The sequence below is a fragment of the Saccharicrinis aurantiacus genome (assembly GCF_947489045.1).
In the GTDB taxonomy this organism is placed as follows: domain Bacteria; phylum Bacteroidota; class Bacteroidia; order Bacteroidales; family Marinilabiliaceae; genus Saccharicrinis; species Saccharicrinis aurantiacus.
Genome location: NZ_CANLCN010000001.1, coordinates 134,074 through 158,123 on the forward strand (window position 1 = coordinate 134,074; position 24,050 = coordinate 158,123).

19 protein-coding genes are annotated in these 24,050 nt (G+C 37.1%); 14 read left to right on the forward strand and 5 right to left on the reverse strand.

Going from position 1 to position 24,050, the window contains the following annotated elements; genetic code table 11:
• Positions 1-3: 3 nt before the first annotated feature.
• From QMO11_RS00520 to QMO11_RS00530, 3 genes are all read left to right on the forward strand, one after another.
• Positions 4-480 (forward strand): MEKHLA domain-containing protein, encoded by a 477-nt coding sequence (locus QMO11_RS00520; RefSeq protein WP_282035530.1) that lies wholly within the window; start codon positions 4-6, stop codon positions 478-480.
• 142 nt (positions 481-622) lie between these two features.
• Positions 623-1,006, forward strand: a complete 384-nt coding sequence (locus QMO11_RS00525; RefSeq protein ID WP_282035531.1) for a tellurite resistance TerB family protein — start codon at positions 623-625, stop codon at positions 1,004-1,006.
• 198 nt (positions 1,007-1,204) lie between these two features.
• The gene (locus QMO11_RS00530) at positions 1,205-2,581 is read left to right on the forward strand and encodes an alpha/beta hydrolase family protein (RefSeq protein ID WP_282035532.1); all 1,377 of its coding nucleotides are present in this window, start codon (positions 1,205-1,207) and stop codon (positions 2,579-2,581) included.
• A 150-nt stretch (positions 2,582-2,731) separates the two neighbouring features.
• On the opposite strand, the gene hutG is transcribed toward QMO11_RS00530, so the two are convergent.
• From hutG to hutH, 4 genes are all read right to left on the reverse strand, one after another.
• Complete coding sequence (hutG, locus tag QMO11_RS00535) at positions 2,732-3,685, reverse strand: formimidoylglutamase (protein ID WP_282035533.1); 954 nt, start codon at positions 3,683-3,685, stop codon at positions 2,732-2,734.
• A 181-nt stretch (positions 3,686-3,866) separates the two neighbouring features.
• A complete protein-coding gene (gene hutI, locus QMO11_RS00540) occupies positions 3,867-5,108 on the reverse strand; it encodes an imidazolonepropionase (protein WP_282035534.1) in 1,242 nt (413 codons plus the stop codon).
• Entirely contained in the window at positions 5,108-7,105 is a 1,998-nt protein-coding gene (hutU, locus tag QMO11_RS00545; RefSeq protein WP_282035535.1) for a urocanate hydratase, read from the reverse strand. Before hutU ends, hutI begins: the two co-directional genes overlap by 1 nt.
• Positions 7,106-7,107: 2 nt before the next feature.
• Positions 7,108-8,598 carry a histidine ammonia-lyase gene (gene hutH / locus QMO11_RS00550; protein WP_282035536.1) on the reverse strand — a complete coding sequence of 497 codons (1,491 nt, stop codon included), beginning with the start codon at positions 8,596-8,598 and terminating at the stop codon, positions 7,108-7,110.
• A gap of 181 nt (positions 8,599-8,779) precedes the next feature.
• Here hutH and QMO11_RS00555 point away from each other — a divergent pair, with 181 nt between their 5' ends.
• From QMO11_RS00555 to QMO11_RS00580, 6 genes are all read left to right on the forward strand, one after another.
• Positions 8,780-9,661 (forward strand): LysR family transcriptional regulator, encoded by an 882-nt coding sequence (locus QMO11_RS00555; protein WP_282035537.1) that lies wholly within the window; start codon positions 8,780-8,782, stop codon positions 9,659-9,661.
• Positions 9,662-10,007: 346 nt separating this feature from the next.
• Positions 10,008-10,457: an Hsp20/alpha crystallin family protein gene (locus QMO11_RS00560; protein WP_282035538.1), complete on the forward strand. Its 450-nt coding sequence runs from the start codon at positions 10,008-10,010 to the stop codon at positions 10,455-10,457.
• 303 nt (positions 10,458-10,760) lie between these two features.
• Positions 10,761-10,961 (forward strand): hypothetical protein, encoded by a 201-nt coding sequence (locus tag QMO11_RS00565; RefSeq protein ID WP_282035539.1) that lies wholly within the window; start codon positions 10,761-10,763, stop codon positions 10,959-10,961.
• A 284-nt stretch (positions 10,962-11,245) separates the two neighbouring features.
• Positions 11,246-12,394: a COG1470 family protein gene (locus QMO11_RS00570; protein ID WP_282035540.1), complete on the forward strand. Its 1,149-nt coding sequence runs from the start codon at positions 11,246-11,248 to the stop codon at positions 12,392-12,394.
• Positions 12,395-12,396: 2 nt separating this feature from the next.
• The gene (locus QMO11_RS00575) at positions 12,397-13,362 is read left to right on the forward strand and encodes an ABC transporter ATP-binding protein (protein WP_282035541.1); all 966 of its coding nucleotides are present in this window, start codon (positions 12,397-12,399) and stop codon (positions 13,360-13,362) included.
• Positions 13,352-14,323, forward strand: coding sequence for an ABC transporter permease (locus tag QMO11_RS00580; protein WP_282035542.1), 972 nt, complete (start codon positions 13,352-13,354; stop codon positions 14,321-14,323). Before QMO11_RS00575 ends, QMO11_RS00580 begins: the two co-directional genes overlap by 11 nt.
• Positions 14,324-14,497: 174 nt before the next feature.
• Here QMO11_RS00580 and QMO11_RS00585 read toward each other — a convergent pair whose 3' ends face one another.
• Positions 14,498-15,142 carry a PQLLE family protein gene (locus tag QMO11_RS00585; RefSeq protein WP_282035543.1) on the reverse strand — a complete coding sequence of 215 codons (645 nt, stop codon included), beginning with the start codon at positions 15,140-15,142 and terminating at the stop codon, positions 14,498-14,500.
• A gap of 1,508 nt (positions 15,143-16,650) precedes the next feature.
• Between QMO11_RS00585 and QMO11_RS00590 the strand changes: the two genes are divergently transcribed.
• The 5 genes from QMO11_RS00590 (at position 16,651) to QMO11_RS00610 (ending at position 24,021) form a co-directional block, all read left to right on the forward strand.
• Complete coding sequence (locus QMO11_RS00590; protein WP_282035544.1) at positions 16,651-17,325, forward strand: GOLPH3/VPS74 family protein; 675 nt, start codon at positions 16,651-16,653, stop codon at positions 17,323-17,325.
• A gap of 233 nt (positions 17,326-17,558) precedes the next feature.
• Entirely contained in the window at positions 17,559-18,296 is a 738-nt protein-coding gene (locus QMO11_RS00595) for a YqjF family protein (RefSeq protein ID WP_282035545.1), read from the forward strand.
• Between the two features lie 178 nt (positions 18,297-18,474).
• On the forward strand, positions 18,475-19,011 hold the full coding sequence (locus QMO11_RS00600; protein WP_282035546.1) for a lipocalin-like domain-containing protein: 537 nt from the start codon (positions 18,475-18,477) through the stop codon (positions 19,009-19,011).
• A 150-nt stretch (positions 19,012-19,161) separates the two neighbouring features.
• Entirely contained in the window at positions 19,162-19,545 is a 384-nt protein-coding gene (locus QMO11_RS00605; protein WP_282035547.1) for a hypothetical protein, read from the forward strand.
• 159 nt (positions 19,546-19,704) lie between these two features.
• Complete coding sequence (locus QMO11_RS00610; protein WP_282035548.1) at positions 19,705-24,021, forward strand: CusA/CzcA family heavy metal efflux RND transporter; 4,317 nt, start codon at positions 19,705-19,707, stop codon at positions 24,019-24,021.
• Positions 24,022-24,050 lie beyond the last annotated feature (29 nt).

The window sequence follows — 24,050 nt, forward strand, 5'->3', positions numbered from 1 at the left end:
GCCATGAAGAAGACCCATTTGCCCAATAGTGAGAATAGTTATCTGAAAGAGTATGTTAGTCATATTACAAGTAGCTTGAAGAAACTCGCGGATATTGAGATTGTTGATTTTTCTTTAAATTTGGAAGAACAGGCAAAGCAAGCTTTTAATTCTGATTATGTGTTTTTAGCTCATAATGCAACTGATGATCCTATATTTAACTATGCAAATCAAACGGCTCTCAACCTTTTTGAGATGACTTGGGAAGAAATGACTAACCTGCATTCGAGATATTCTGCAGAAAGTGACGAGCGAAGTAAAAGAGAAAAGTTTCTGGCTGAAGTTGCCGAAAAAGGATATTCGAAGGATTACTCAGGTATTAGAATTTCAAAAACTGGAAGAAGGTTTGAAATTAAAGATGTTATGCTTTGGAATGTTTATGATTCTGAAAACAATAGAATAGGGCAAGCAGCTTTATTTAAAGAATATAATTACCTCTAAATAGACCCTAATTATTACTTTGATATAGAGTTTTTAATTTTAAAATCAGTAATTGGTTATAAAAGACATTAATTTTTATATTTTCATGGCTCCAAAATAACATAATTAGAAATAACCATTATTGACAAATTAACCTATTATTATGAAGAACGAAGAAAGATTGTACGATGTGTTGGGTGAACTTTTATATGCAGTAGCAAAGGCAGACGGGGTAATTCAAAGTGAAGAAAAGGATGCTTTGAAGAAATTATTCGAGAATCACCCTTCTGGTACTGAAATAATATGGTCGTTTGAATATGAGGAAAGTAAAGAAACATCAATAGATGAGCTGTACAATAAGGTAATTAACTTTTGTCATGGTTACGGACCATCTCCGATTTATGTAGAGTTTATTGAAGGAATGAAAGTAATTGCAGAGTCTTCTGATGGAGTTGATGCCAATGAATCAAAAATAATCAATTCATTTTCAAAGGATCTATTAGAAAGATTCCAGAAGGAGTCTGACCGAATTATGAATAATAATTAAATCAGCGTTGATTTATTTTTAAATAGATATTGAAATATTATACTCACCCACATAACTCGTTTAGATTATGTGGGTTTTCTTTTTCCCCGAACTCCCTTTATCTTAATTAAAAGGTTTTATTAGAAGGTCAACTTGAATTAAATGGTATTTTTGGTATGACAAATTGTAATATGAGTTCTAATCCCTAGAAATACAAGCATGAAAAACCTATTTACGCTAATCACTATCTTATCTTTATGCACTGCCCTTAATGCTCAGGAAATTGTTGGGAGTTGGCATGGAACCTTGAAGATACAAGGTGTAGATTTACCTTTGGTATTTAATATTTCACAAACTGATGCTGCTTACGCCGCAACATTGGATAGCCCAGCTCAGGGCGCTATGGGAATTCCTGTAAGTACAATTACATATACTGATTCAGAGTTGAATATAAAAGTACAGAACTTAGGTATCCATTATAACGCACACTTAAATGCTGAAGGTATTTTTGAAGGTACTTTTAAACAAGGGACATTTTCTTTGCCCTTGGAGTTGACACAAAAGAGTACTGAAACCAAGGCTGTCCTTCGTCCACAAGAACCTAGCAAACCTTATACATACTATAGCGAGGATATTACCTTTAGAAATTCAAAGGATAACATTCAATTGGCCGGGACTTTAACTATGCCAGCTAAAACGGGTCACTTTCCTGCAGTAGTGCTTATTTCAGGGAGTGGACCTCAAAATAGAGATGAAGCCTTATTTGGGCATAAACCCTTTTTAGTTTTATCAGACTATCTTACTAAAAATGGTATTGCCGTGCTTCGTTTTGACGATAGAGGAACGGCAGAGTCAGAGGGTAACTTTGTTGGATCGAGTACTTATGATTTTGCTAAGGATGTAGAAAGTGCCATTGAATACTTAAAGTCGCGACCAGAAATAAATAAAGATAAGTTAGGACTAATAGGGCATAGTGAAGGAGGTATTATCGCTTCCATTATTGCAGCGCAAAATAACGATGTGAATTATGCTGTTTTAATGGCGGGCACAGCCTTACGCGGAGATCAGTTATTGTTGTTGCAAGCGGAGAAAATTTCAGCACAAATGGGAATGGATACTACCGTGATAAAACAAAATCAGGAAATGGCATCAGGAGCTCATCAGATTATTTTAAACGAGGAATTAAGTAATCATAAACTTAAAGATAGTTTGATGAATTATTATACGCTTAAGTATGATGCTGTTTTAACGCCGCAACAAAAAATGGGTATGGTAAATCAATTAACAAGTACTTGGATGGTAGAGTTTATTCGTTTGGATCCGATGGATTACTTAAGTCAGATTAGATGCCCATTATTGGCCATTAATGGCAGTAAAGATTTACAAGTTCCTGCAGAAGAGAACCTAAGTTTAATTGAAAAAGCTGCCACGCAATCAGGAAACACTAAAATGATCGTTAAAGAATTGGATGGCTTGAATCATCTGTTTCAGGAATGTGAAACTGGCGCTATTGCTGAATATGGAATTATTGAGCAAACCATATCGCCCATTGCTTTAGAGGAAATGTTAGCTTGGATAAAGCTTCAGGTAAACTGAGGATTAAATTAACTATTGGAACCAAATAAGCATCACTTGGTAAGTACCCGGCTGCGTGAGGGATTGAAGTGGAAACCCCACAGCTGCGGAAGGCAGCGAGGAGTTGAAACGAAAAGCCCGACCCTTTAGGGGCACGCCCAAAAAAAATAGTTATTGGTTTACCACATAATCAATCATACGTGCGGCCAATCCTGCAGTCACATTATCTTGGTCTAAGGATGGATTTAACTCCGCGATATCCAAGGCGATTACCTTTTGGCTGCTTAATAACTCAGTGAGCACTTTTAAGGCAAACTTTGGCGTAATGCCCAAAGCAGATGGCGCACTCACTCCGGGTGCAAACGCCGATGAGAAAGCATCTAAATCGATGGTGATATAAAGATGATCTACCTTACTTGCAAATTGATTTAATTCTGCCTTGATTTTCTCAAATCCATCACCATATTCTTCGCAGTTTTCCCAAGGGATAAAGCTTAGTTTTTTGCTTTCGGCATAGTTAAACAATGCGCGAGTGTTGCCTTGTTGCTGTATGCCTATGGCTAAATATTCTACATTTTTCGGATGTTCTTCTATAATCTGATAAAAGGGTGTTCCCGAGTTTCCGACTTCTATCTTTACTCTAAAATCGAAGTGCGCATCAAAGTTTATAATGCCAATTTTTGGTTTGTTGTCCGCCTCAAAGCTATTCCAGATACCTTTAAATGTAGCATAGGCAATATCGTGTCCGCCGCCAATACCAACGGGAAAACATTGAGCCTTCAAGGCTTGGGTAATCACCTTTGCATAGGCATCCTGACAAGCTTCCATGTTATTATCAACACAAGGAATATTACCAGCATCTGCAATTTTAATATCACTGAAATGAACGGGAACTTTTGCCAATTTATTACGGATGGCATCAGGACCTTCGGCTGCTCCTAAACGTCCTTGGTTTCTTTTTACACCCTCGTGGCAGGCATAACCCACAATAGCATAATTGTAGTTACTAAGAGAATCCGTTGGTTGCAAACAATCAATAATTTGATACCAATATTCGTTATCAACGCTAGTCGCTCGTCCTTGCCAAAGCTCTTTGGATGCTGGTATGTGGTTTTTTGTTGTCATTTCTTTTTAGTTATTAGTCAGTAGACTGAAGTCAGAAGCTAGCAGTGTTTCAAAGCTCGCCTTTAGATCGCTTCTTTCATCGCAATACAGAATGATGAACACAGAGGCACTAAGACACAGATTTTTTATGATTTTTACTCTGCGCCTTTGTGACTCTGTGTTAAGCACCTTTTGTCTCTATTTATTTACAAAACTCTTCACCGCTAATAAAAACCTTATCAATTAAATTGCTGCCAAAGTTATATGGTAAACTGTGGTACGAATTTACCTTATCAGTCAGTAATAAATTGGCTTTTTTACCTACAGTGATTGAACCCACCTCAGCTTCTACGCCCATGGCGTACGCTCCGTTTATGGTTGCTGCGTTGATGGCTTCTTCCGGCGTCATCTTCATTTTAATGCAAGCCGCTGCCACAGCAAAATTCATATTACCCGATGGCGCTGAACCCGGATTGTAATCGCTAGCCAAAGCTATTGGTAAATCTGCATCAATCATTTTACGAGCTGGTGTGTAAGGGATATTTAAAAAGAAAGAACATCCGGGCAAAGCCACAGGCATGGTTTTAGAATCCTTAATGGCTGTAATATCCTCGTCGTTGATTAGCTCTAAATGATCGAGCGACAAGGCATTGTTTTTTACACCTGCTGCTACACCACCAATGGCGTTAAACTGATTCACATGGATTTTTGCTTTTATGCTCAAAGCGGCTCCTGCTTGCATCAATCGTTCTGTATCCTCAACTGAGAAATAACCTTTTTCGCAAAACACATCAATGTAGTCAGCAAGGTTTTCTTTTTTTATCTCAGGTAAAAGTACATCTGTTAATAACAAAAGGTAGCCTTCCTTATTGTTTTTGTAGGCTTCTGGAATGGTGTGTGCTCCTAAAAATGTAGCTTTTATAGGGAGATTAAACTCCGCTTTTAAGCGTTGAATAACACGAAGCATTTTTAACTCCGAATCTACCGTTAATCCATAGCCCGATTTAATTTCGATGGCACCAGTACCTTCGTGCATAACACCAAGCAAGCGTTCTTTGCTTTGTTCGTATAGCTCATCTTCTGATGTGTTGGCCAATACTTTGGTTGAGTTCAGAATACCACCACCTTTTTGGGCAATATCCTCGTAGGACAAACCTTTTATTTTATCCACAAACTCACCTTCGCGGTTGCCGGCATATACAATATGCGTATGCGAGTCGCACCAAGCCGGAAGTACTAATCTTCCGGTGGCATCAATGGTTTCCATATCAGTTAGCGCAGGACAAGCATCCATGCTGCCGTACTCTTTTATAAGACCATCCTTAATCCATAAAAAGGCATTTGCAATAATCGGAAGTTCGTTCATTTGGGCACCCGCAACAAACTGCGGTGCCTCTGAACGAACTTGTACCAACTCTTTAATATTGATAAATAGCTTTTCCATTAAAATAAGGTTTCAAGTAAGTTATCATCAACTATATTAGGAAGCGTTACGCGCAGTGTTTCCGAACGTTCCATTTCGCGTTTTATGGCAAACATGGCTTCCTTATTGCGGGCCCAACTTCGGCGGGCAATACCGTTGTTTACATCAAAAAACAACATGCGCTTCACTTTCTCTTGTGCCTGTTCGCTGCCATCAAGTAGGAGGCCAAAACCGCCATTCATTACTTCGCCCCAGCCTACGCCGCCACCGTTGTGGATAGAAACCCATGTGGCGCCTCTAAAGCTATCGCCAATTACGTTATGTATGGCCATGTCGGCAGTAAATTTACTACCATCGTATATATTCGAAGTCTCGCGATATGGCGAATCAGTTCCACTTACATCGTGGTGGTCGCGACCCAATACCACAGGACCAATAATACCTTTTTCAATGGCTTCATTAAAGGCACAAGCTATTTTTGCACGTCCTTCGGCATCGGCATATAAAATTCGGGCCTGCGAACCTACCACCATTTTATTGGCACCAGCTTGCTGAATCCAAGTAATATTATCCTGCATCTGCAATGCAATTTCTGGTGGAGATTGCTTCATAATTTCTTCTAAAACCTGCGCTGCAATGGCATCTGTTTTGGCCAAGTCTTCGGCTTTACCACTGGCACAAACCCAGCGGAAAGGACCAAAGCCATAATCGAAACACATTGGGCCTAAAATATCTTGCACATATGATGGATAGCGGAAATCGATATTGTTTTCGGCCATTACATCGGCGCCAGCTCTTGATGATTCAAGTAGGAAGGCATTCCCATAATCGAAAAAGTAAGTACCCTTGGCTGTGTGTTGGTTAATAGCTGCCACATGTCTGCGCAGTGATTCCTGAACCTTCTCTTTAAACAAAGCAGGATTTTCTTTAATCATGGAGTTGGCCTCTTCGTAAGAAACTCCTGCAGGGTAGTAACCGCCTGTCCATGGAATATGTAACGATGTTTGATCGGAACCCACATGGATGAAAATACCTTTGTTATAGAACTGCTCCCAAATATCCACCACATTACCAATAAATGCAATAGAAACGGTTTCGCCATTTTCTTGGGCTTGTTTTACTCTTTCCACCAAGGCATCCATGGTTTCAATTAGCTCATCAACCCAACCTTGCTCGTGTCTTTTGCGCGCTGCTTTTTCGTTTACCTCGGCAGCCACAGAAATACATCCGGTGATGTTACCTGCTTTGGGTTGCGCACCACTCATACCACCCAAACCTGCAGTAACAAACACTTTACCTTGTGGTGTTTCGTTTGCTTTCAGAATTTTACGGAAGGCATTCATTAGCGTGATGGTAGTACCGTGTACAATACCTTGTGGGCCAATGTACATATATGATCCCGCTGTCATTTGTCCGTATTGGGTAACGCCAAGGGCATTGTATTTTTCCCAATCATCGGGTTTAGAATGATTCGGAATCATCATACCATTACTCACAATTACACGTGGAGCATCGGCCGATGAGGGGAACAATCCCATTGGGTGACCCGAGTACATGTGTAAGGTTTGTGCATTGGTCATGTTGGCCAAATACTGCATGGTAAGCAAGTATTGCGCCCAGTTTTGAAAAACAGCACCGTTACCTCCGTAGGTAATCAACTCCTCGGGATGTTGTGCCACTGCCGGATCCAAGTTGTTTTGAATCATCAACATAATGGCTGCTGCTTGTTCCGTTTGTGCCGGATACTCCGATATGGCCCGGGCATGCATTTTATATTCAGGCTTAAAGCGATACATATAAATACGACCGTATTCCATTAATTCGGTGGCAAATTCTTGTGCCAATTCAGCGTGCCATTCGGCAGGGAAATAGCGCAAGGCATTTCTGATGGCCAACTTTTTCTCGTTGGCCGATAATATATCTTTTCTTTTTGGAGCGCGGTTGGCACCTTTAGGATATTCCCTTTTTTCAGGAAGTTGAGAAGGGATTCCTTGTAATATCTGTTGTTTAAAATCCATAATTAATTTACCCTAAACGATTTTGTTTTTACCAATTCAATCATGTTGTTAATGTCGTCCTTTAAAATGCGGTCGTCCATTAATTTATCCACCTTGCTGCGGATTAATGCGTAAGCCTCTTCAATAATATCAGAGAAAGTATTGGGTCTTCTGAACTCTACTGCTTGCGCACCATACATTAATTCAATGGCCAATATCTTATCTAAGTTACCTAGAATTTGATTAAACTTTCTACCAGAAATACTTCCCATAGAAACATGATCTTCCTGACCCAACGAGGTTGGAACACTATCAGCCGAAGGCGGGAAACATAATGATTTGTTCTCGGTAACCAATGCGGCCGTTGTGTATTGCGGAATCATAAAACCAGAGTTTAAGCCGCCCTTTTCGGTTAATAAACGTGGTAAACCATATTTACCTTCTATAATTAAGAAACATCTTCTGTCGGAAATATTACCCAACTCGGCAGCAGCAATAGAAGCGTAATCCAAGGCCATTGCCAAAGGCTGTCCGTGGAAATTACCGCCCGAAATGGCTACTGTTTCGCTCAATACAATTGGGTTATCGGTTACCGAGTTCATCTCTACCTCGGCCAATTCCTTAAGGTGATACCAGGCGTTACGCGAGGCTCCGTGTACTTGTGGAATACAGCGCATAGAGTAGGGGTCTTGCACGCGTTCACAATCTTTGTGCGAGGCAATGTTCTGTGATTTCTCGAATAAACGGCGCATATGGCGAGCCACCTCTAAGCTTCCTTTGAAAGGACGGATGGTATGCAGTTCCTCCATAAATGGCGATTCACTGCCTTTGTAACCTTCTAAGGTAAATGCACCAGCCACATCGGCAAGCTCCAATAGGTAGGCCATTTTTTCGATGCCCATAATGGTGTGCGCCAATATAAATTGGGTACCATTAATTAGGGCCAAACCTTCTTTGGCTTGCAGTGTAATAGGCTCTAAATTGTGTTGTTTTAAAACTTCAGCAGCAGGTATAATTTCATCCTTAACCCAAAATTCGCCTTCGCCTAAAAGTGGCAAAAACAAGTGCGAAAGTGGTGCTAAATCGCCCGATGCACCTACTGAACCTTGCTCAGGAACAACAGGTAGTATATTATTTTCTATAAAATAGATGATGCGTTCCACTACCTCTAAACGGATGCCCGAGAAACCCTGACATAAAGCGTGTACCTTACAAATCATCATGATTTTAGATAGCTTTTTATCGATGGGATTACCCACACCTACAGCATGCGAAATCAGTAAGTTCTCTTGTAATTGACTGGTTTCTTCGGCTGTAATTTGCACATCGCATAAGGGGCCAAAACCAGTATTGATACCATAAACAGCTTGGTCTGAGTTGGCCATAATTTCTACTTTGGCTCTACAGGCGTTTACTTTTTCTATGGCTTTGTCAGTAACTGCGCCTTTAAGTTCGCCAGTGGCTAAGGCCATTACTTTTTCGGTGGTAAGGGAATCTATTCCGTATTTAAACATCGTATTTATTTTTTGTATTATTCTATAATTAAATAGATGGTAGGGTTTGAGTTAAGCTTATGATTCTAGCCACAAGCCTATTGTCACTCATCTAATATCTAATCAACTCAACTAGATATATTGCAAAATTATCTCTAATTTTGATGCCCAACAAGACTATATTAATCACCAATTAATAACTATGAGTTATCAAATAGAGTACCGTCACTTCAAATATTTCTTATCTGTTGCTCAGGAATTGCATTTTCGCAAGGCGGCAGAGAAATTGTACATATCGCAGCCTGGTTTAAGCAGACAGATTAAGCAATTGGAAGATGATATGGGCGTGAAGCTATTTGAACGTCACAATAGAAAGGTGGAGTTAACGCCAGCAGGTACTTATTTTGCATCTGCCCTAGAGAAACATTTTAAAATGCTTGATGAGGTGATTGAGCACACCAAATTACTGAATGATGGCATGGCCGGAAAGCTTACCATTGGTTATGTGGGTTCGGCCATGCAGCGCGAGATTCCGGATTTGTTATTAAAGTTTCAAGAAGTAAATAATAAGGTGCTAATTACCCTTAAGGAAATGGACAATGGTACCCAAGTTGAAGCCATACTGAACAATGGCATTGATGTTGGTTTTGTGCGACAGAGTTGGTTGCCCAAGCACATTGGCGTAAAGGAAACCAAGGAAGAAACCTTTGCGGTGGTATTGCCTAAATCGCATCCCATCAATCAGGATACTTTTACGGGGCTTTCGCAATTTAAGGACGAGCATTTTATTCTGTTCGACTCGCAGTACAGCGAATCGTATTACGAAACAGTAATGCAAATATTCGACGACAGTGGGTTTACACCCATTATTTCGCACTCTACGGTAAATGCCAGTTCTATATTTCGCTTGGTAGAAAATAAGTTGGGGGTGTCTATTGTGCCCACTTCCTTAGTGCAAGGCTATGATATGGCCATTAAGGTAATTGAGTTGGATAAAATACCACAGCGTACTTCGCTAAAAATTATATGGAACGAGAATAACCCAAATCCGGTATTGGGTACTTTTTTGGAGTTGATGGGATAGTGTTTTAGTCAGGAGGTATATAGCCAGAAGGCATAAGTGATATACATCTTGCTTTATTCAGTCAGATGGTAGTAGTATGTTAAAGCTGTTAGAGTATGTAATTTGGTACGATTATTTTCTGAAAAAATGACACCTAAGGTGGTTATTATGACAGAGTTGATTGCAGTAAAGCTGTCATGTTGACTTGTGAGTATTTTCATTATTTATCCACAAAAAAACTAATTGTTTGGAAATCAATAAAAAATAAAAAAGGGTAAATTATCCTTCCATGAAATGGCATTTGGTTTGAGATAGCTTAGGTGTAAATAATTAAATTTGTTGAACTTAAATTTTGGAGGATAAAGCTATGACACTTGCTAAATTATCAAACAACTGGATTCCATCAGTACCTTCATTCTTCGATAGATTTTTTGATGGCGAATTGATAGATTGGAATAGAAATAACTATTCGAGCACTGCTACTACGCTACCTGCGGTAAATGTTAAAGAAAATAAGAATGATTTTTTAATTGAAGTTGCTGCCCCTGGATTAACTAAAGACGACTTTAAGGTGAACTACGAAAATGGTCGTTTAACCATTTCATCTGAAAAGAATAACGAGAAGGAAGAAACCGACGATAATATTACCCGTCGTGAATTCAGTTATCAGTCTTTTCAACGCTCTTTTACAGTTTCTGAGAATGTTATAGAAATTGATAAAATTGCAGCTAATTACGAAAATGGCATTCTACACCTAAGGCTTCCAAAGCGTGAAGAGATTAAGCCAAAGCCAGCAAAACAAATTGAAATTAAGTAGTTTATTATGGGGCAGTTTTACTGCCCTTATTTTCTAATTCTTTAAAATATCTTGTTATGAAAACAATAGATGAATTGCTACATAATGGTATAATTAAATGTGGCTATTCATGCTAATTAAGTTGGTTTTATTAAACATAGTAGTAATCCTATTTTCTAAATATCGTAATATGTTTTAACTTTTTGTTAACGGAGTTTAACCGCTCTTTAACCCATTCTATTTATTTCAGATTATAAATTTGCTATCACTAAAAACATTCATAATAGATTATATTTTGTTGAATCTTTATTAAAGTATCGTTCTATGTTAGATTTATGTATGACAGTATTAGATGGAGTTCATGAAGACAGATACCTTTTTAGAAAGGAATTGATTAAATCTATCTCTTGGTTGAATAATGATGACCAAGAAAAATTTATTACGTGGGTACGCGAGCATTTCAAAAATGAGCATGCTGATGTCATTGATGAGATATTAAACACAAAGTACCAATTTGCATCCTAAATAATTTATTTGAAGCATACATTGGCTAATGCTGTGTATGCTTTTTTTTGGAGTTGTTTAGAGTTGTATTGAAATACGACGACGAATATTTATTGCTTTTAGTTCAGTTTTATTTGCATAGTAGAATGTTACCTGCGATAGATTAAGTTGCGCTGATAAGCGATATATCTCTTCAGAAATTTCCTTACAACTTTAAGCAACCTCTATATAAACCTGTGTTCAATATTGAGCATGGAGCCACTTTTAATGTATCATTTTAATACTAACTATTTAAGAAAGAACTCATGAAAAGTCTGTATTCTTACTGTAAAATTTTAATCGTATCCATTCTGCTTATTAATGTTCAGCATAACCTTTTTGCTGCTGATGGTAAAACCGAAATTTATACGCCCTACACCAAAGTATCTGTATCGCCCGGAAGTACAGTGAATTATTCTATGGATATAATCAATAATAATCCATACACCATAAACGAAAGCGTTAGCATAGTGAATATTCCCCGTTCGTGGAATTATACACTAACGGCCAGTGGGATGAATGTTAATAAAGTGGCTGTTTTAGAGAGCAAGAAAGAAACGCTAAAACTTAAAATAGAAGTCCCTTACCATGTGAAAAAAGGATACTATACTTTTTATGCAAAACTGGGTAGTATGGCTTCGCTGCCTCTAATTATTAATGTGACCACTGCTGGCTCTAACGAAACAGAACTATCGTGTGATCAAAAAAACATGGAAGGCACATCAAAGTCTGATTTTGCCTTTAATGCAGTGCTAAAAAATAAAACGGCCAATAAACAGCAATATGCTTTAATGGCTTCACCACCCAAAGGTTGGAATGTAATTATAAAACCAAACTATAAACAAGCTACATCAACCGAGATTGATGCCAACGGCACTAAAAATATTAATTATACCATAAAGGCGCCGTATAATGTAAAGGCCGGAACTTATAAAATACCTGTAAAAGCCGTTTCAGGTTCTACTTCGGCAGATATGGAATTAGAGGTTGTTATTACAGGAACTTACGAAATGTCTTTCTCAACTCCAACGGGTTTATTAAGCGCAAAAGTAACCGCAGGCGATGAAAAAAAGATTGAGTTAGTGGTAAAAAACACAGGCTCAACAAAGCTTGAGAATATAGATCTATCGGCTTCGAAGCCTAAAAATTGGGAAGTATCCTTCGATACAAAAAAAATAGAACATCTTGAACCAGGAAAAACAGCACGTATTTATGCAACCATTAAGGCCGATAAAAAGGCCATTCCTGGCGACTACGTTACGAAAGTTACTGCAAAAACATCTGAAACAAATCAAAACTTATCTTTCAGAATTATGGTGAAAACACCCCTGTTAATGGGTTGGTTAGGCGTATTAATTATATTGATATCAGTTGGTGGCATCGCATTTTTAATGACCAAATTTGGGAGGAGATAAGCATGAGTAATCCAGTTATTCAATTAAATGGGATTTCAAAAAAATATGGCGACTTCACAGCGGTAAATACGCTCGATCTATCCATTAATGAAGGAGAAATATTTGGATTATTAGGCCCCAATGGAGCAGGTAAGTCAACAACCATTCTGATGTTAATGGGCTTAACAGAGCCCAGTGCAGGAAGTGTTAACGTATGCGGAATAAATTCTACATCAAAACCCATTGCTGTAAAAAAGAAAGTGGGCTATTTGCCTGAAGATATCGGGTTTTATGATGACTTATCGGGTTTAGAGAATCTGATATATACAGCTCGGCTCAATGGTTTTAATTACGACTCGGCTAAACAAAAAGCCAGCGAATTACTCGATAGGGTTGGATTAGGTAAACAGAAAACAAAAAAAACAAGCAAGTATTCAAAAGGAATGCGGCAGCGTTTAGGTTTAGCAGATGTACTGATTAAAGATCCGCAAGTAATTATTTTAGATGAGCCAACTACAGGCATCGACCCCAAAGGCGTTCAGGAGTTACTTAGTTTAATAAAAAAACTCAGCGTTGAGCAAAATATTACCGTATTGTTCTCGTCTCATAACCTGCATCAGGTGCAGCAGGTATGCGACCGTGTTGGTATTTTTGTAAAAGGTAAACTATTGGCCGAAGGAAATATAAACGAGTTATCGCAAAAACTATTTACGCATGGTATGTACCTTATAGAACTTGAGATAGATGCACCCAATAAGGGGTCTGTAGATTTAAAAAATATTACAAAGCTATTGGAACCACTCAGTGGCATTCAAAACGTATCGTTTACTGATAAACGCTTTCAGATAGAATGTTCTTCAGATATTTCTTCGTCCATTGCTAAAACTATTATACAGGCCAATTACAATCTCAATTTCCTAAGCAAAAAGGAGTATGGACTCGATGCTATTTATAACCGTTATTTTGAAGGAGGATTAAATGATGTTTAGTATAAGTAATAAGCAAATTAATCCGTTTGGGGTTATTGTAAGTAAAGAAATATCCGACACCGTTAAAAGTTGGAAGTTTATCATTTTAGTGGCACTAGTTTTACTAACCTGTTTGGGCTCGTTATACGCTGCTTTAAGCGACTTTTCGGCAGCTATAAAAGGAGGAAGGGGTGATGATAATTTCTTCTTTCTAAAACTATATACACATTCGAATGGAACCGTGCCTTCGTTTTTGGTTTTTGTGAGTTTTTTAGGGCCATTGTTAGGCATTAGCATGGGTTTTGACAGTATAAATACAGAACAAAATAAAGGTACCTTGAGTCGACTATTGGCGCAGCCCATTTATAGAGATTATATTTTAAATGCCAAGTTTATAGCCTCTTTATCTATTCTTAGCGCCTTATTTATTGGCCTGAGTTTATTAGTACTTGGTTTTGGACTTATTTTTATCGGAATTCCGCCAACTGCGGATGAGTTATTAAGAATTTTTGTCTACTCCATTATAAATATCATATATGTAGGTTTTTGGCTCAATTTATCCATACTGTTTTCGGTAAAATTTCGCCAGTCGGCAACATCTGCATTGGCCGGAATATCGGTATGGTTATTCTTTACGGTGTTTTATGGTATGATAGTAAATATTATTGCTCAAGGTATTGCTCCTGCGCGATTTATTAGCGAATATCAGATGGTAAATTTCGAACGTTTTGTACAAAACTTAATGCGCTTTAATCCCGGGCAATTATTCAACGATGTTACCACCACTTTATTGCAACCTTCTGTGCGCAGTTTGGGCCCCTTAACAACAGAACAAACTATCGGAGCCATCCCAAATCCTTTGCCCTTAGGTCAGAGTCTTTTGTTGGTTTGGCCACAAGTGTTTGCTCTAATTTCGGGCACATTGCTATTTTTTGCCATTGCTTACACATTATTTATGCGCCGAGAAATTCGATCGAGATAGCTTTAATTTTAGCTTGATTTATGTATTGGTAATATTTTAAAAGCGGGTTTTGTATAGCCTGTGAGATGATGATAGAAGGCTGAAGTGTGAAAGATCTTTACCTATAAAAAGAGCTTGCCCTTGCGGCAAGCTCTTAAACTTACTATCAGTAAAAAAAAGATTATTAAAAAGTTTCTATTTAACTGTAATGCCCAACTTCTCCAATTCCTGCTTCTCGTTACCCTCGTAAAATATATCCAAGCAAGCCCTTAATTTGGAGGCATGCTTTTTAAGGTCTCTCATTAACTCCCCTTTGTTTACAGTAGCCATTTGTGCCTCTGCGCTCTCACGGTTGCTGTCTATCTGCATGGTATCAACCTCATTTAACTTATCAATATAAGTATCAATCTCTTCTGCCGAAGTACCAAAGGCACTCACTTTAGTTAATAAGTCAGTATTGGCTTTTAAACCATTAAAAGTTTGAGCTACATAGGGTTTCCACTCGGCAAAATTAGTAGGTATTTCACCCCTAAAGTTGCAAGCCTTCGATTCGGGCGAGTTGGCTTCGCTCATATATCGACCCATTTTGCGCAAGCGCTTGTGAAAGGTATCAATTTCGTCCAATGCATTATCAAGCTCTTGGCTTTTGGCTTCACTTTCGTGCTGTTCCTTCTTTTGCTTTGCAAACGATTCTGTTGTTAACTCAAGCAAAGAAATACCGGCATCAATATCTGTTTCGCCATAAACGGGAGCAATGCGGGTGGCTACCGAAGGGTTGTTTTTTACCCCTTGTATAAGTCTGCGAGCTTTCTCAAGCTCTTTTTCATTTGATTCTGTCATAAATTAATTAATAGATTTATCTACACATAGAAATATGGGTAGACTTGTTAAAAATAGATAGTAAGCTGTATGCTTTTAAGGAAATTTTTTGCTGTAGAAGATCATTTTAAGGGTTTGGGACTTAGTTTTTTAATTGTAGTATGAAGCTAAGCATAATATTTTATTTCTACAAAGCTTTTTCTGACAAAGAGTCACTTTTTACCACCATACCTAAACTTTGCACCACCATACCTTGCCTTTTTATGATCATACCTCGCCTTTTACTGACAAAGAGTCGCTTTTTGCTACCATACCCCAACTTTGCAGCCCCATACCTTACCTTTTCAGCTTTAGGAGACCCTAATATGTGATAAAGGCCTATTTATTTTAGTTCTAAATTAACATATGTAGATGTACATAATTAAAGTTTTGCTATTTTCATAGCCAAATTGTGTAATCCCACTTGCGTATATATTGCCATTTAAGGTGAGTATACAGATATACTCTATGATAATATATGCATAGGGTGACGATATATTCAAGTTACCTTTTATTGGGCAAGTAGTCAATTAAGAAGGATTTATCATATCACATAGACAACTTTACTTGTATAATTATTAAGGAAATATCGCAAATGGTAAGGTTTAATAATCATTAAGAGCCATAAGGTTATATTAAAGCTGAAGTTCAATATTTATTATAACAATGAAAATTAATATAGTACTCAATAATCGTAACAAGCTAAGTCACCAGAATTTTATGGAGAAATTAAAAGGTGACTTCATTAAGAAGGGGCTAGTAGCAAAGGTTGACAGTGAGAACGTTCTAAGGTTTAAAGATTGTTCTGGTGGAACTAGAGGATTAAGTCTTAGTAGTGGAGAAATTAAGTGTTCATGCTTTAAATATGAAAATTACTTGAAAATAAGTGTTAACGAAAACAATCGATTAAGAACAATATATGTTATAGCTCCACTTATTGCCTGCATAGCTCTATCTGTGAACTTTATTTCATATTGGGAATATTTTATTATAACTGGTTTTGTCGTAAGTGTATTGATATATTTAATATCCTTTCTCGTAATGAGGTTAAGATTTTTATTACAATTCAGTAAGGTCTTAAATATTAGGTGAGCGCAGTTTGTTGAATTATTGAAAACCTTTTTAGCAAAGCGTAGTGCAATTTATTTTTGAATTTAGAATCCAGTACCATTATCATTTAAAGATAATTTGAATGTACAATATATTTGTGGACTTGGGAAATAAGGTTAATGAGACTGTTGAATAGAATAACTTTATTGAAAAAATAACAACAAAAGGTAACACTTTGTATATATAATAGCCGAATCAGACTGGGTTCGGGGGCTTGGTTCGCTTTGGAACACCGCCGAAACTCTTGTTTCGACTAGCAAAAAAATATTAAGTTAGCTGCGAAAACAACAGCTTCGGCTAAGTTAGCGGTGGACAATGACGCTGGTGAAAATCGGCTACTATACATACAATCACCGTTAGTGGCATAACCAAAGATAGCTATGATAGAAAATACAGCAGAAAGATTTCTAATACTGATTCAGCATCCAGAGAAATGCCGATTTATTGTGTCAGAGCAGATAAAGAATGTCGGATTCTTGGGGGCAATTTTTCTAGACTTATCGAATTCGAAAAATTTAGACATAGAAAGTGGGAGAATAATTGTTAAATCTGTCGATGTTGATTTATCAACAAGCCATCTAATAGTTATAGAACAAATTGCAAAATCTAGAAGAATCCGGAAAATTAAATCATGGTTAAACATATTTTCAATAAAATCGAGAAAGTATCAAAAGGATATATTTTTGGGACTTGAAAAAAAAGGAATTATAAGGATTAATCATAAACGGTTTTTAGGAATCAAGTATTACAATACTCAGTTGACCAACCCAACAGTTAGGGATAATGTAATTAGTGAGCTTCGTAATATTATTTTTAATGAAGCAGTAATGAATGCTGAAAATTCGATAATTCTTGGATTAATAGAAGCTTGTAAAATGTATAAAATAATTTGCAGGGATAAAAAAGAGATTAAGGTTTGCAAAAGAAAGTTGGGTGAAATATTGAAATCTGATTTAATTGCACAAGGAGTTGATAAAGTTATTAAAGAAATGCAAGCAGCAATAATTGGTGCTGTGGTTGCATCGGCTGTGGCTTCGACTACTAGTTCAAATTGAATAAGTTATGCCACACACACACACACACACACACACCAATAAACAAAGTTCATAGGCCTGAGTGTAGTTTTGGGAGTTTAACTCGTTTAATAAAATCACCGAAACATTTGTTTCGGCTAGTTAAAAGAATAAATTCATACCCTAAAGAAAAGTTCGGCACTGTTGGATTTTGGTTGTTTTGCTTTTCAAAATCAGCCTACATCCTTTGATAGAGCCTTAGCCAATTTGAGAAAATGACAATCCGAGAAATATTAAATACGACTGAACACAGGCCTTGGAAAATGCCGACTGAAAAATGGAAATTTTATCAAGAATGGAATAACGTAATATTTCTTCATTGGCAAGTGGAGTTATCTGAATTGAAAAAGTTTGTTCCAAAAGAACTTGAAATTGACCTTTTGGGCGGAAAACCTTGGGTTTCTGTTGTAGCTTTTACAATGGAAAAGATAAGGCCGAAAAATCTACCTTCTTTTGCACCAATTTCAGATTTTGATGAAGTAAATATTAGAACATATGTGAAATCAAATAATAAAACGGGTGTTTACTTTTTGAGTATTGAAGGTGGAAAAAAATTGTCTTGCAAAGTTGCAAAAGGAATATCAGAACTTCCATATAGATTCTCAAAAATAGAACGAGGTGAAAATCAATACAAATCCAACAATTCGGAATTTAAAGACCAACTAAATGTTCAGTTCACGGTTGGAAAGAAAATTACGGAGAAAACGGAATTGGACAAATGGCTCACTGAAAGATATGTTCTTTTCCAAGACACAGAAAAATCAATTAACGAATTTGAGATTCATCATTTAGAATGGCCAATTAAAGAAATTGAAGTAAAAAATTTAGAATTTAACTATGCAAGATTTGACAAACTAATTAAAAGCGAGCCTAATAAAATTCAATATTCAAATGGAGTAAAAGTAATAGCTTGGGGAAAGTGTAGAAAAGAAAAAACTAGCTATAATAAATAGGATATGAACAGTCTGTAATGCCTAGCAAATACCATAAAGTAGTTTTCAGCACCATAACACGAATGATGAAAATTAAAATAAAACTGAAATTTTAGAAAAAACAACACATAATACTGTTAAATTAAGCCTCATATACTAACTGTCACTCTTTAATTTTAAACCCACAAATTATATACTTATGAAAACAATACAGCCTTTAATCCTCATCATCTTAACAAGCTTATTTTTCAGTTGTAATAACAAGTCAAATAGCGAAAATATAAACCAATTCGCTGGGTTATGGTCCTTATATCAAATGCAATTTTATAACCCTCAAACCAAAGAATGGAGCGAATTTAAAAATGCTGAAATTGGTTTCCCTGATGGCCTGAAAGGAAGCATACTTTACGACAATGCCAATCACATGTCGGTACATTTGGTGCCGAAAGCTTATGAAAAAACGGATCTAAAATTTCCAATTATTATTGACTCTCTATCCATTGAGGCCCTTAAACATCGCGCAACTTCCTATAGCTATTTTGCTAATTATACAATCGATACGGAAAAGAAAATAATAGCACATAAAAGAATCTCACATTCAAACCCACACATGTGGAGCGAGACTGTATTGCGGAAATATTCTTTCTCAGGTGATACCCTAATACTTCAACCTATTGAAGAGGAACTTGCAGGAACAAGGCTTCTATGGATAAAGGTTACTAATGCAAATGAATAATTAATTGGCAATTTACCGTTCTGTAAATATGTTCGTTCGCTCTTATAAGAAGTTTTAATTACTTACTCGAAACTGATTGATGCTCCATTAACAAGCCCATAAACATTAATTACATAGGATATATTTAAGAAAAAATCTATTTTTGCGATTGTGAAGGCAATACAAAAAATCGGACTCATAGCAGCTGTACTAATTATAATGATGCACAATTTTGTGGGTCATAATGATCACGAAGGCCATTTTCATGAGAAGCCAGCACACGAAGAGGGTATTTTAGAATTTCTGAAGGATGTTTTTGCTTTTGCAGGTGGTGATGAAACCATCGAAAACATTACAAAACATCAGCAAGATGAATATAGCAATGTGGCTGTATGCACTAACATCTTACCTTTTATAAACTGCCAGTTTGTTTTAGAAGAAATCAATACCTTACCGGTAGGTGATACTTATAAATATTGTAGATCTTTTACTAAGGTCGGTAAGTATTTAAAAACGAGTAATCATTTCCGAGGCTCCCCATACTTTCAATCATAACTTATACAATTTCAACATTTAGCATATATCGCTTATTATAGTATTAATAAGTCGGGTTATGTCTTGTTGCGTTGAAATTACTTCTAGTAACACCTTTTTTACCATAAAGGTGCCTATCGTATCATACATATTGCGCTTTGCGCACTAAACAATCTTATAATGATCAACAGAATAATAGCATTCTCCATTGAGAATAAATTTATTGTGCTGCTTTTTACTATGGCTCTTTGCATATGGGGTATATTTGCCATGAAAAATCTTTCGATTGATGCAGTACCAGATATCACCAATAACCAAGTACAAGTAGTAACCGTTTCACCATCATTAGCTCCCGAAGAGGTAGAGCAATTTATTACTTTTCCGGTGGAAATGGCCATGGCCAACATTCAGGGAGTTGATAATATTAGATCCATATCTCGTTATGGATTATCGGTGGTAACCATCGTTTTTGATGAGACTTTTCCTCTTTTGGATGCCCGTCAGTTGGTTAGCGAAATGCTTATAACAGCTTCGGACGAGATACCTGCCGAATATGGAACACCCGAGCTAATGCCAATCACAACAGGCTTGGGCGAAATCTATCAGTATACACTTGAGGTAGAGGAAGAATTTAAAGACCAATATACTATCACAGAATTACGTACTATTCACGATTGGATAGTGAAACGACAATTATCGGGTATTAAAGGAATTGTTGAAATAAGCGGTTTTGGAGGCTATTTAAAACAGTATCAGGTGGCCATAGATCCATCGCGATTAAACCAATTTAATATTACCATTGAGGATATTATAACGGCTCTCGAAAATAACAACCAAAACACAGGTAGTGGTTATGTCGAAAAGGGGGATCGTGCTTCCTACATTAGAGCAGAAGGTTTGTTAAGAAGCCTTGAAGATATTGAAGGTATTGTGGTAAGTACCCCTAATAATATTCCGATTTTAATGCGCGATGTAGCCAAAGTTAACTTCGGAAGCCCAGTGCGTTATGGAGCAATGACAAAGGATGGTAATGGAGAAACAGTGGGAGGGATCACCCTAATGTTAAAAGGAGCCAATGCCAATAAGGTTATCGATAACGTAAAACAACGTATCGAAAAAGTAAACAATTCCTTACCCGAGGGAGTGGTTATAAAACCCTACTTAGATAGATCAGATTTAGTGGGTAGAGTTATAAAAACCATTGCCACTAATTTAACCGAAGCCGCCATAATTGTATTAATAGTCTTGGTATTATTACTGGGTAACCTAAGAGCGGGTATACTAACAGCCTCAGTTATTCCATTATCCTTATTATTTGCCTTTTCGCTGATGAATATGTTTGGCGTAACAGCTTCTATCATGTCACTTGGCGCTATTGATTTTGGATTAATTGTAGATGGAACAATCATCATTATTGAAGGGATTCTATTTTATCTGCACAGCAAAACAATGGGCAAAAAACTGAACCAGCGAGAGTTTGATACTATTATAGCAAAATCGGCAGGTAGTGTTGGTAAATCGGCAGCCTTTGGAATTGCTATTATTCTGATTGTGTATTTCCCTATTTTATCCCTCACTGGTATTGAAGGTAAAATGTTTAAACCAATGGCCATCACCATTGCATTTGCCTTAATTGGAGCGCTTATATTATCGTTAACATACGTGCCCGTTATGGCCTCTCTCATCCTTAAAAAGGATAATGTACACGAAACTAATTTTTCTGATAAAATAGTAGCTGCAATCACTTCATTTTTTAACCCTTTGGTAAATTATTCTCTTAAGAATAAGCTTTTAGTATTGGGTGTTTCCATAGGCTTGTTTCTATCAAGCTTGCTATTATTTGGTCAGTTGGGAGCGGTTTTTATTCCTAATTTAGAGGAAGGCGATTTAGCCATGCAAATGGTTCTCCCTCCCGGAAGTTCGTTAAACCAAAGCATAAAACTAGCCACAGCAGCAGAGAAAAAGTTATTGGATAAGTTCCCTGAAGTGAAGAGTGTAGTGTCTAAGATTGGAACGGCTGAAGTCCCTACCGATCCAATGGCAATTGAAGAGGCGGATGTGATGATTGTAATGAAGGATAGAAACGAATGGACAACTACCAAAGATAGAGAAGAGCTGATTGGTTTGATGAAAAAGGAAGTAGAATCGATATCGGGTGCCGAATTTGATTTTACACAGCCTATTCAGCTGCGATTTAATGAGTTGATTACAGGGGCTAAATCTGATGTTGTTATTAAAATATTTGGCGAAGATTTGGATGTATTATTCGATAATGCCAATAAGGTAGAGCATTTGATTAAAGACATACAAGGGGCTGCCGATATTCGTGTGGAGCAAATAGAAGGATTGCCTCAGGCTACATTTACCTTTAATCGTACCAAGTTGGCTCGTTATGGTTTAAATGCCAAGGATATAAATACGGTGATCAGAACTGCTTTTGCAGGGGAAATGGCAGGCGTTATTTTTGAAGGCGAGCGTCGTTTCGACCTTGTTGTGCGCTTAGAAGAGCAATATCGTGATAACATCGACAATATAAAGCGACTGTTTATTGATACGCCAATGGGCACACGTGTTCCTTTGTCAGAATTGGTGCATATTAACTATAAAGAAGGGCCAATGCAGATATCCAGAGACGATACTCGTAGACGTATTACCATTGGTATTAATGTTAGAAATAGAGATGTAAAAAGCTTGGTTTCAGAAATAGAGTCTACTTTAACGGCCTCTCTTAAATTGCCTCCAGGATACAATATCACCTACGGTGGAGAATTCGAAAACCTACAAACGGCATCACAACGATTGTTAATTGTTTTACCCATTGCCTTGGGTTTAATATTTATTCTTTTGTTTTTCACTTTCGGATCGTTAAAACAAGCATTCATTATTTATGGTACTATCCCTTTATCTATTATTGGCGGTATAGCCGGATTATGGCTGCGAGGCATGCCTTTTAGTATTTCAGCAGGTATTGGTTTTATCGCTTTATTTGGTGTGGCAGTGCTTAATGGAATTGTACTAATCAACCAGCTTAATTTATTAAAATCAAACGGTATTACCGATGTGGATGAACGTATCCGCAAAGCGGTAAAAATAGTTGTACGTCCTGTAAGTTTAACCACTTTGGTGGCATCATTAGGATTTATACCCATGGCCATATCATCTCAGGCAGGAGCCGAAGTGCAACGTCCGTTGGCAACTGTTGTGATTGGCGGATTAATTGTAGCAGCTATTTTAACCATGGCAATTATCCCAATATTATATAGTTATAGCGAAAATGGAAGTAAAGTGAAGATGCCTAAAAGTTCTATTGCCACTATTTTAATAATTGGATTTGTGTTTTTATGCAGCGCAGAATCATTGGCACAGCAGAACATTTCCTTAACCGAAGCTTTTACTATTGCCGAAAACAATAACCTGAATATTAAAAGTGGGGCATTACAAGTACAACAAGCCATACATAATAAAAAGGCAGAGTTTAACTTGGGTTTAACAGAAATTGAGTCGCAGTATGGTCAAATTAATTCAACGTATAAAGATTACGCTGTCGAGGTAAAACAAGACTTCGGAAACCTTTTTCAGATGGCCTCGAATGTCAAATATGCAGGTATACAGGTCGATCAGCAAAAGGTAAATCAGGAGTTACGCATGAAAGAATTAAGACTTCAGGTGTCGCACATTTACTTTTCGTGGCAACACCAGAATAGTAGGGCCATGTTGATGGAACAAATAAATGATGGCTATACTGAACTTGCAAAGATTGCAGCACTCCGACAACAAACCGGAGAAACCAATTTGTTGGAGTCGATGACGCTAAAGAATAGTGCGAATGCGGCTAAAGTTCAATTGGATAGAGAAAAGTATGAGGCCGAGAACTTGGCCAATCAGTTTAACTTCTTATTAAATGGGGGTGAGGCTTATTTACCTCAAGTTGCAGATATCGAGAACGATCAGGTTAATCAACGTTTATTCGATACAACTAATGTGGAAAATAGCACAAATTTGCGTCTTCAAAAACAAGAAACCGCATTGGCAAAGCAAAACATCAGAATGCAGCGAAGTGGCTTTTTACCGGAGTTATATCTAGGTTATTTTAACCAACAAATTGATGGTGTAAAAGGCTTCGAGGGCATACAAGGTGGAATAGCCATTCCTTTGTGGTTTAGACCCGCTAGGCAAAAAACTAAAGTGGCAAAACTATCTTACGAGCAAGCTGAGATTGAATATCAATTGCAAAAAGATGAGTTAAACACACAGCTTCAGAATTTGATGAATCAGTATAATAATTTACTTATTAATGTGAAGTTTTATAACGATTCGGCATTGCCCAATGCCAATGAGATGCAACGCAATGCCAATTTACTGTATCAAAATGGTGAAATAGCTTACATTGAGTTTATACAAGCTATTGAACAGGCCATAGCAGTGAAGTTTGAGTATTTAAGCGCTGTAAACCAACTTAAAGATATTGAGAGTACAATAGTATTTCTGTTAAATTAAATGCTATAAATAATAGAATTGATCATTAA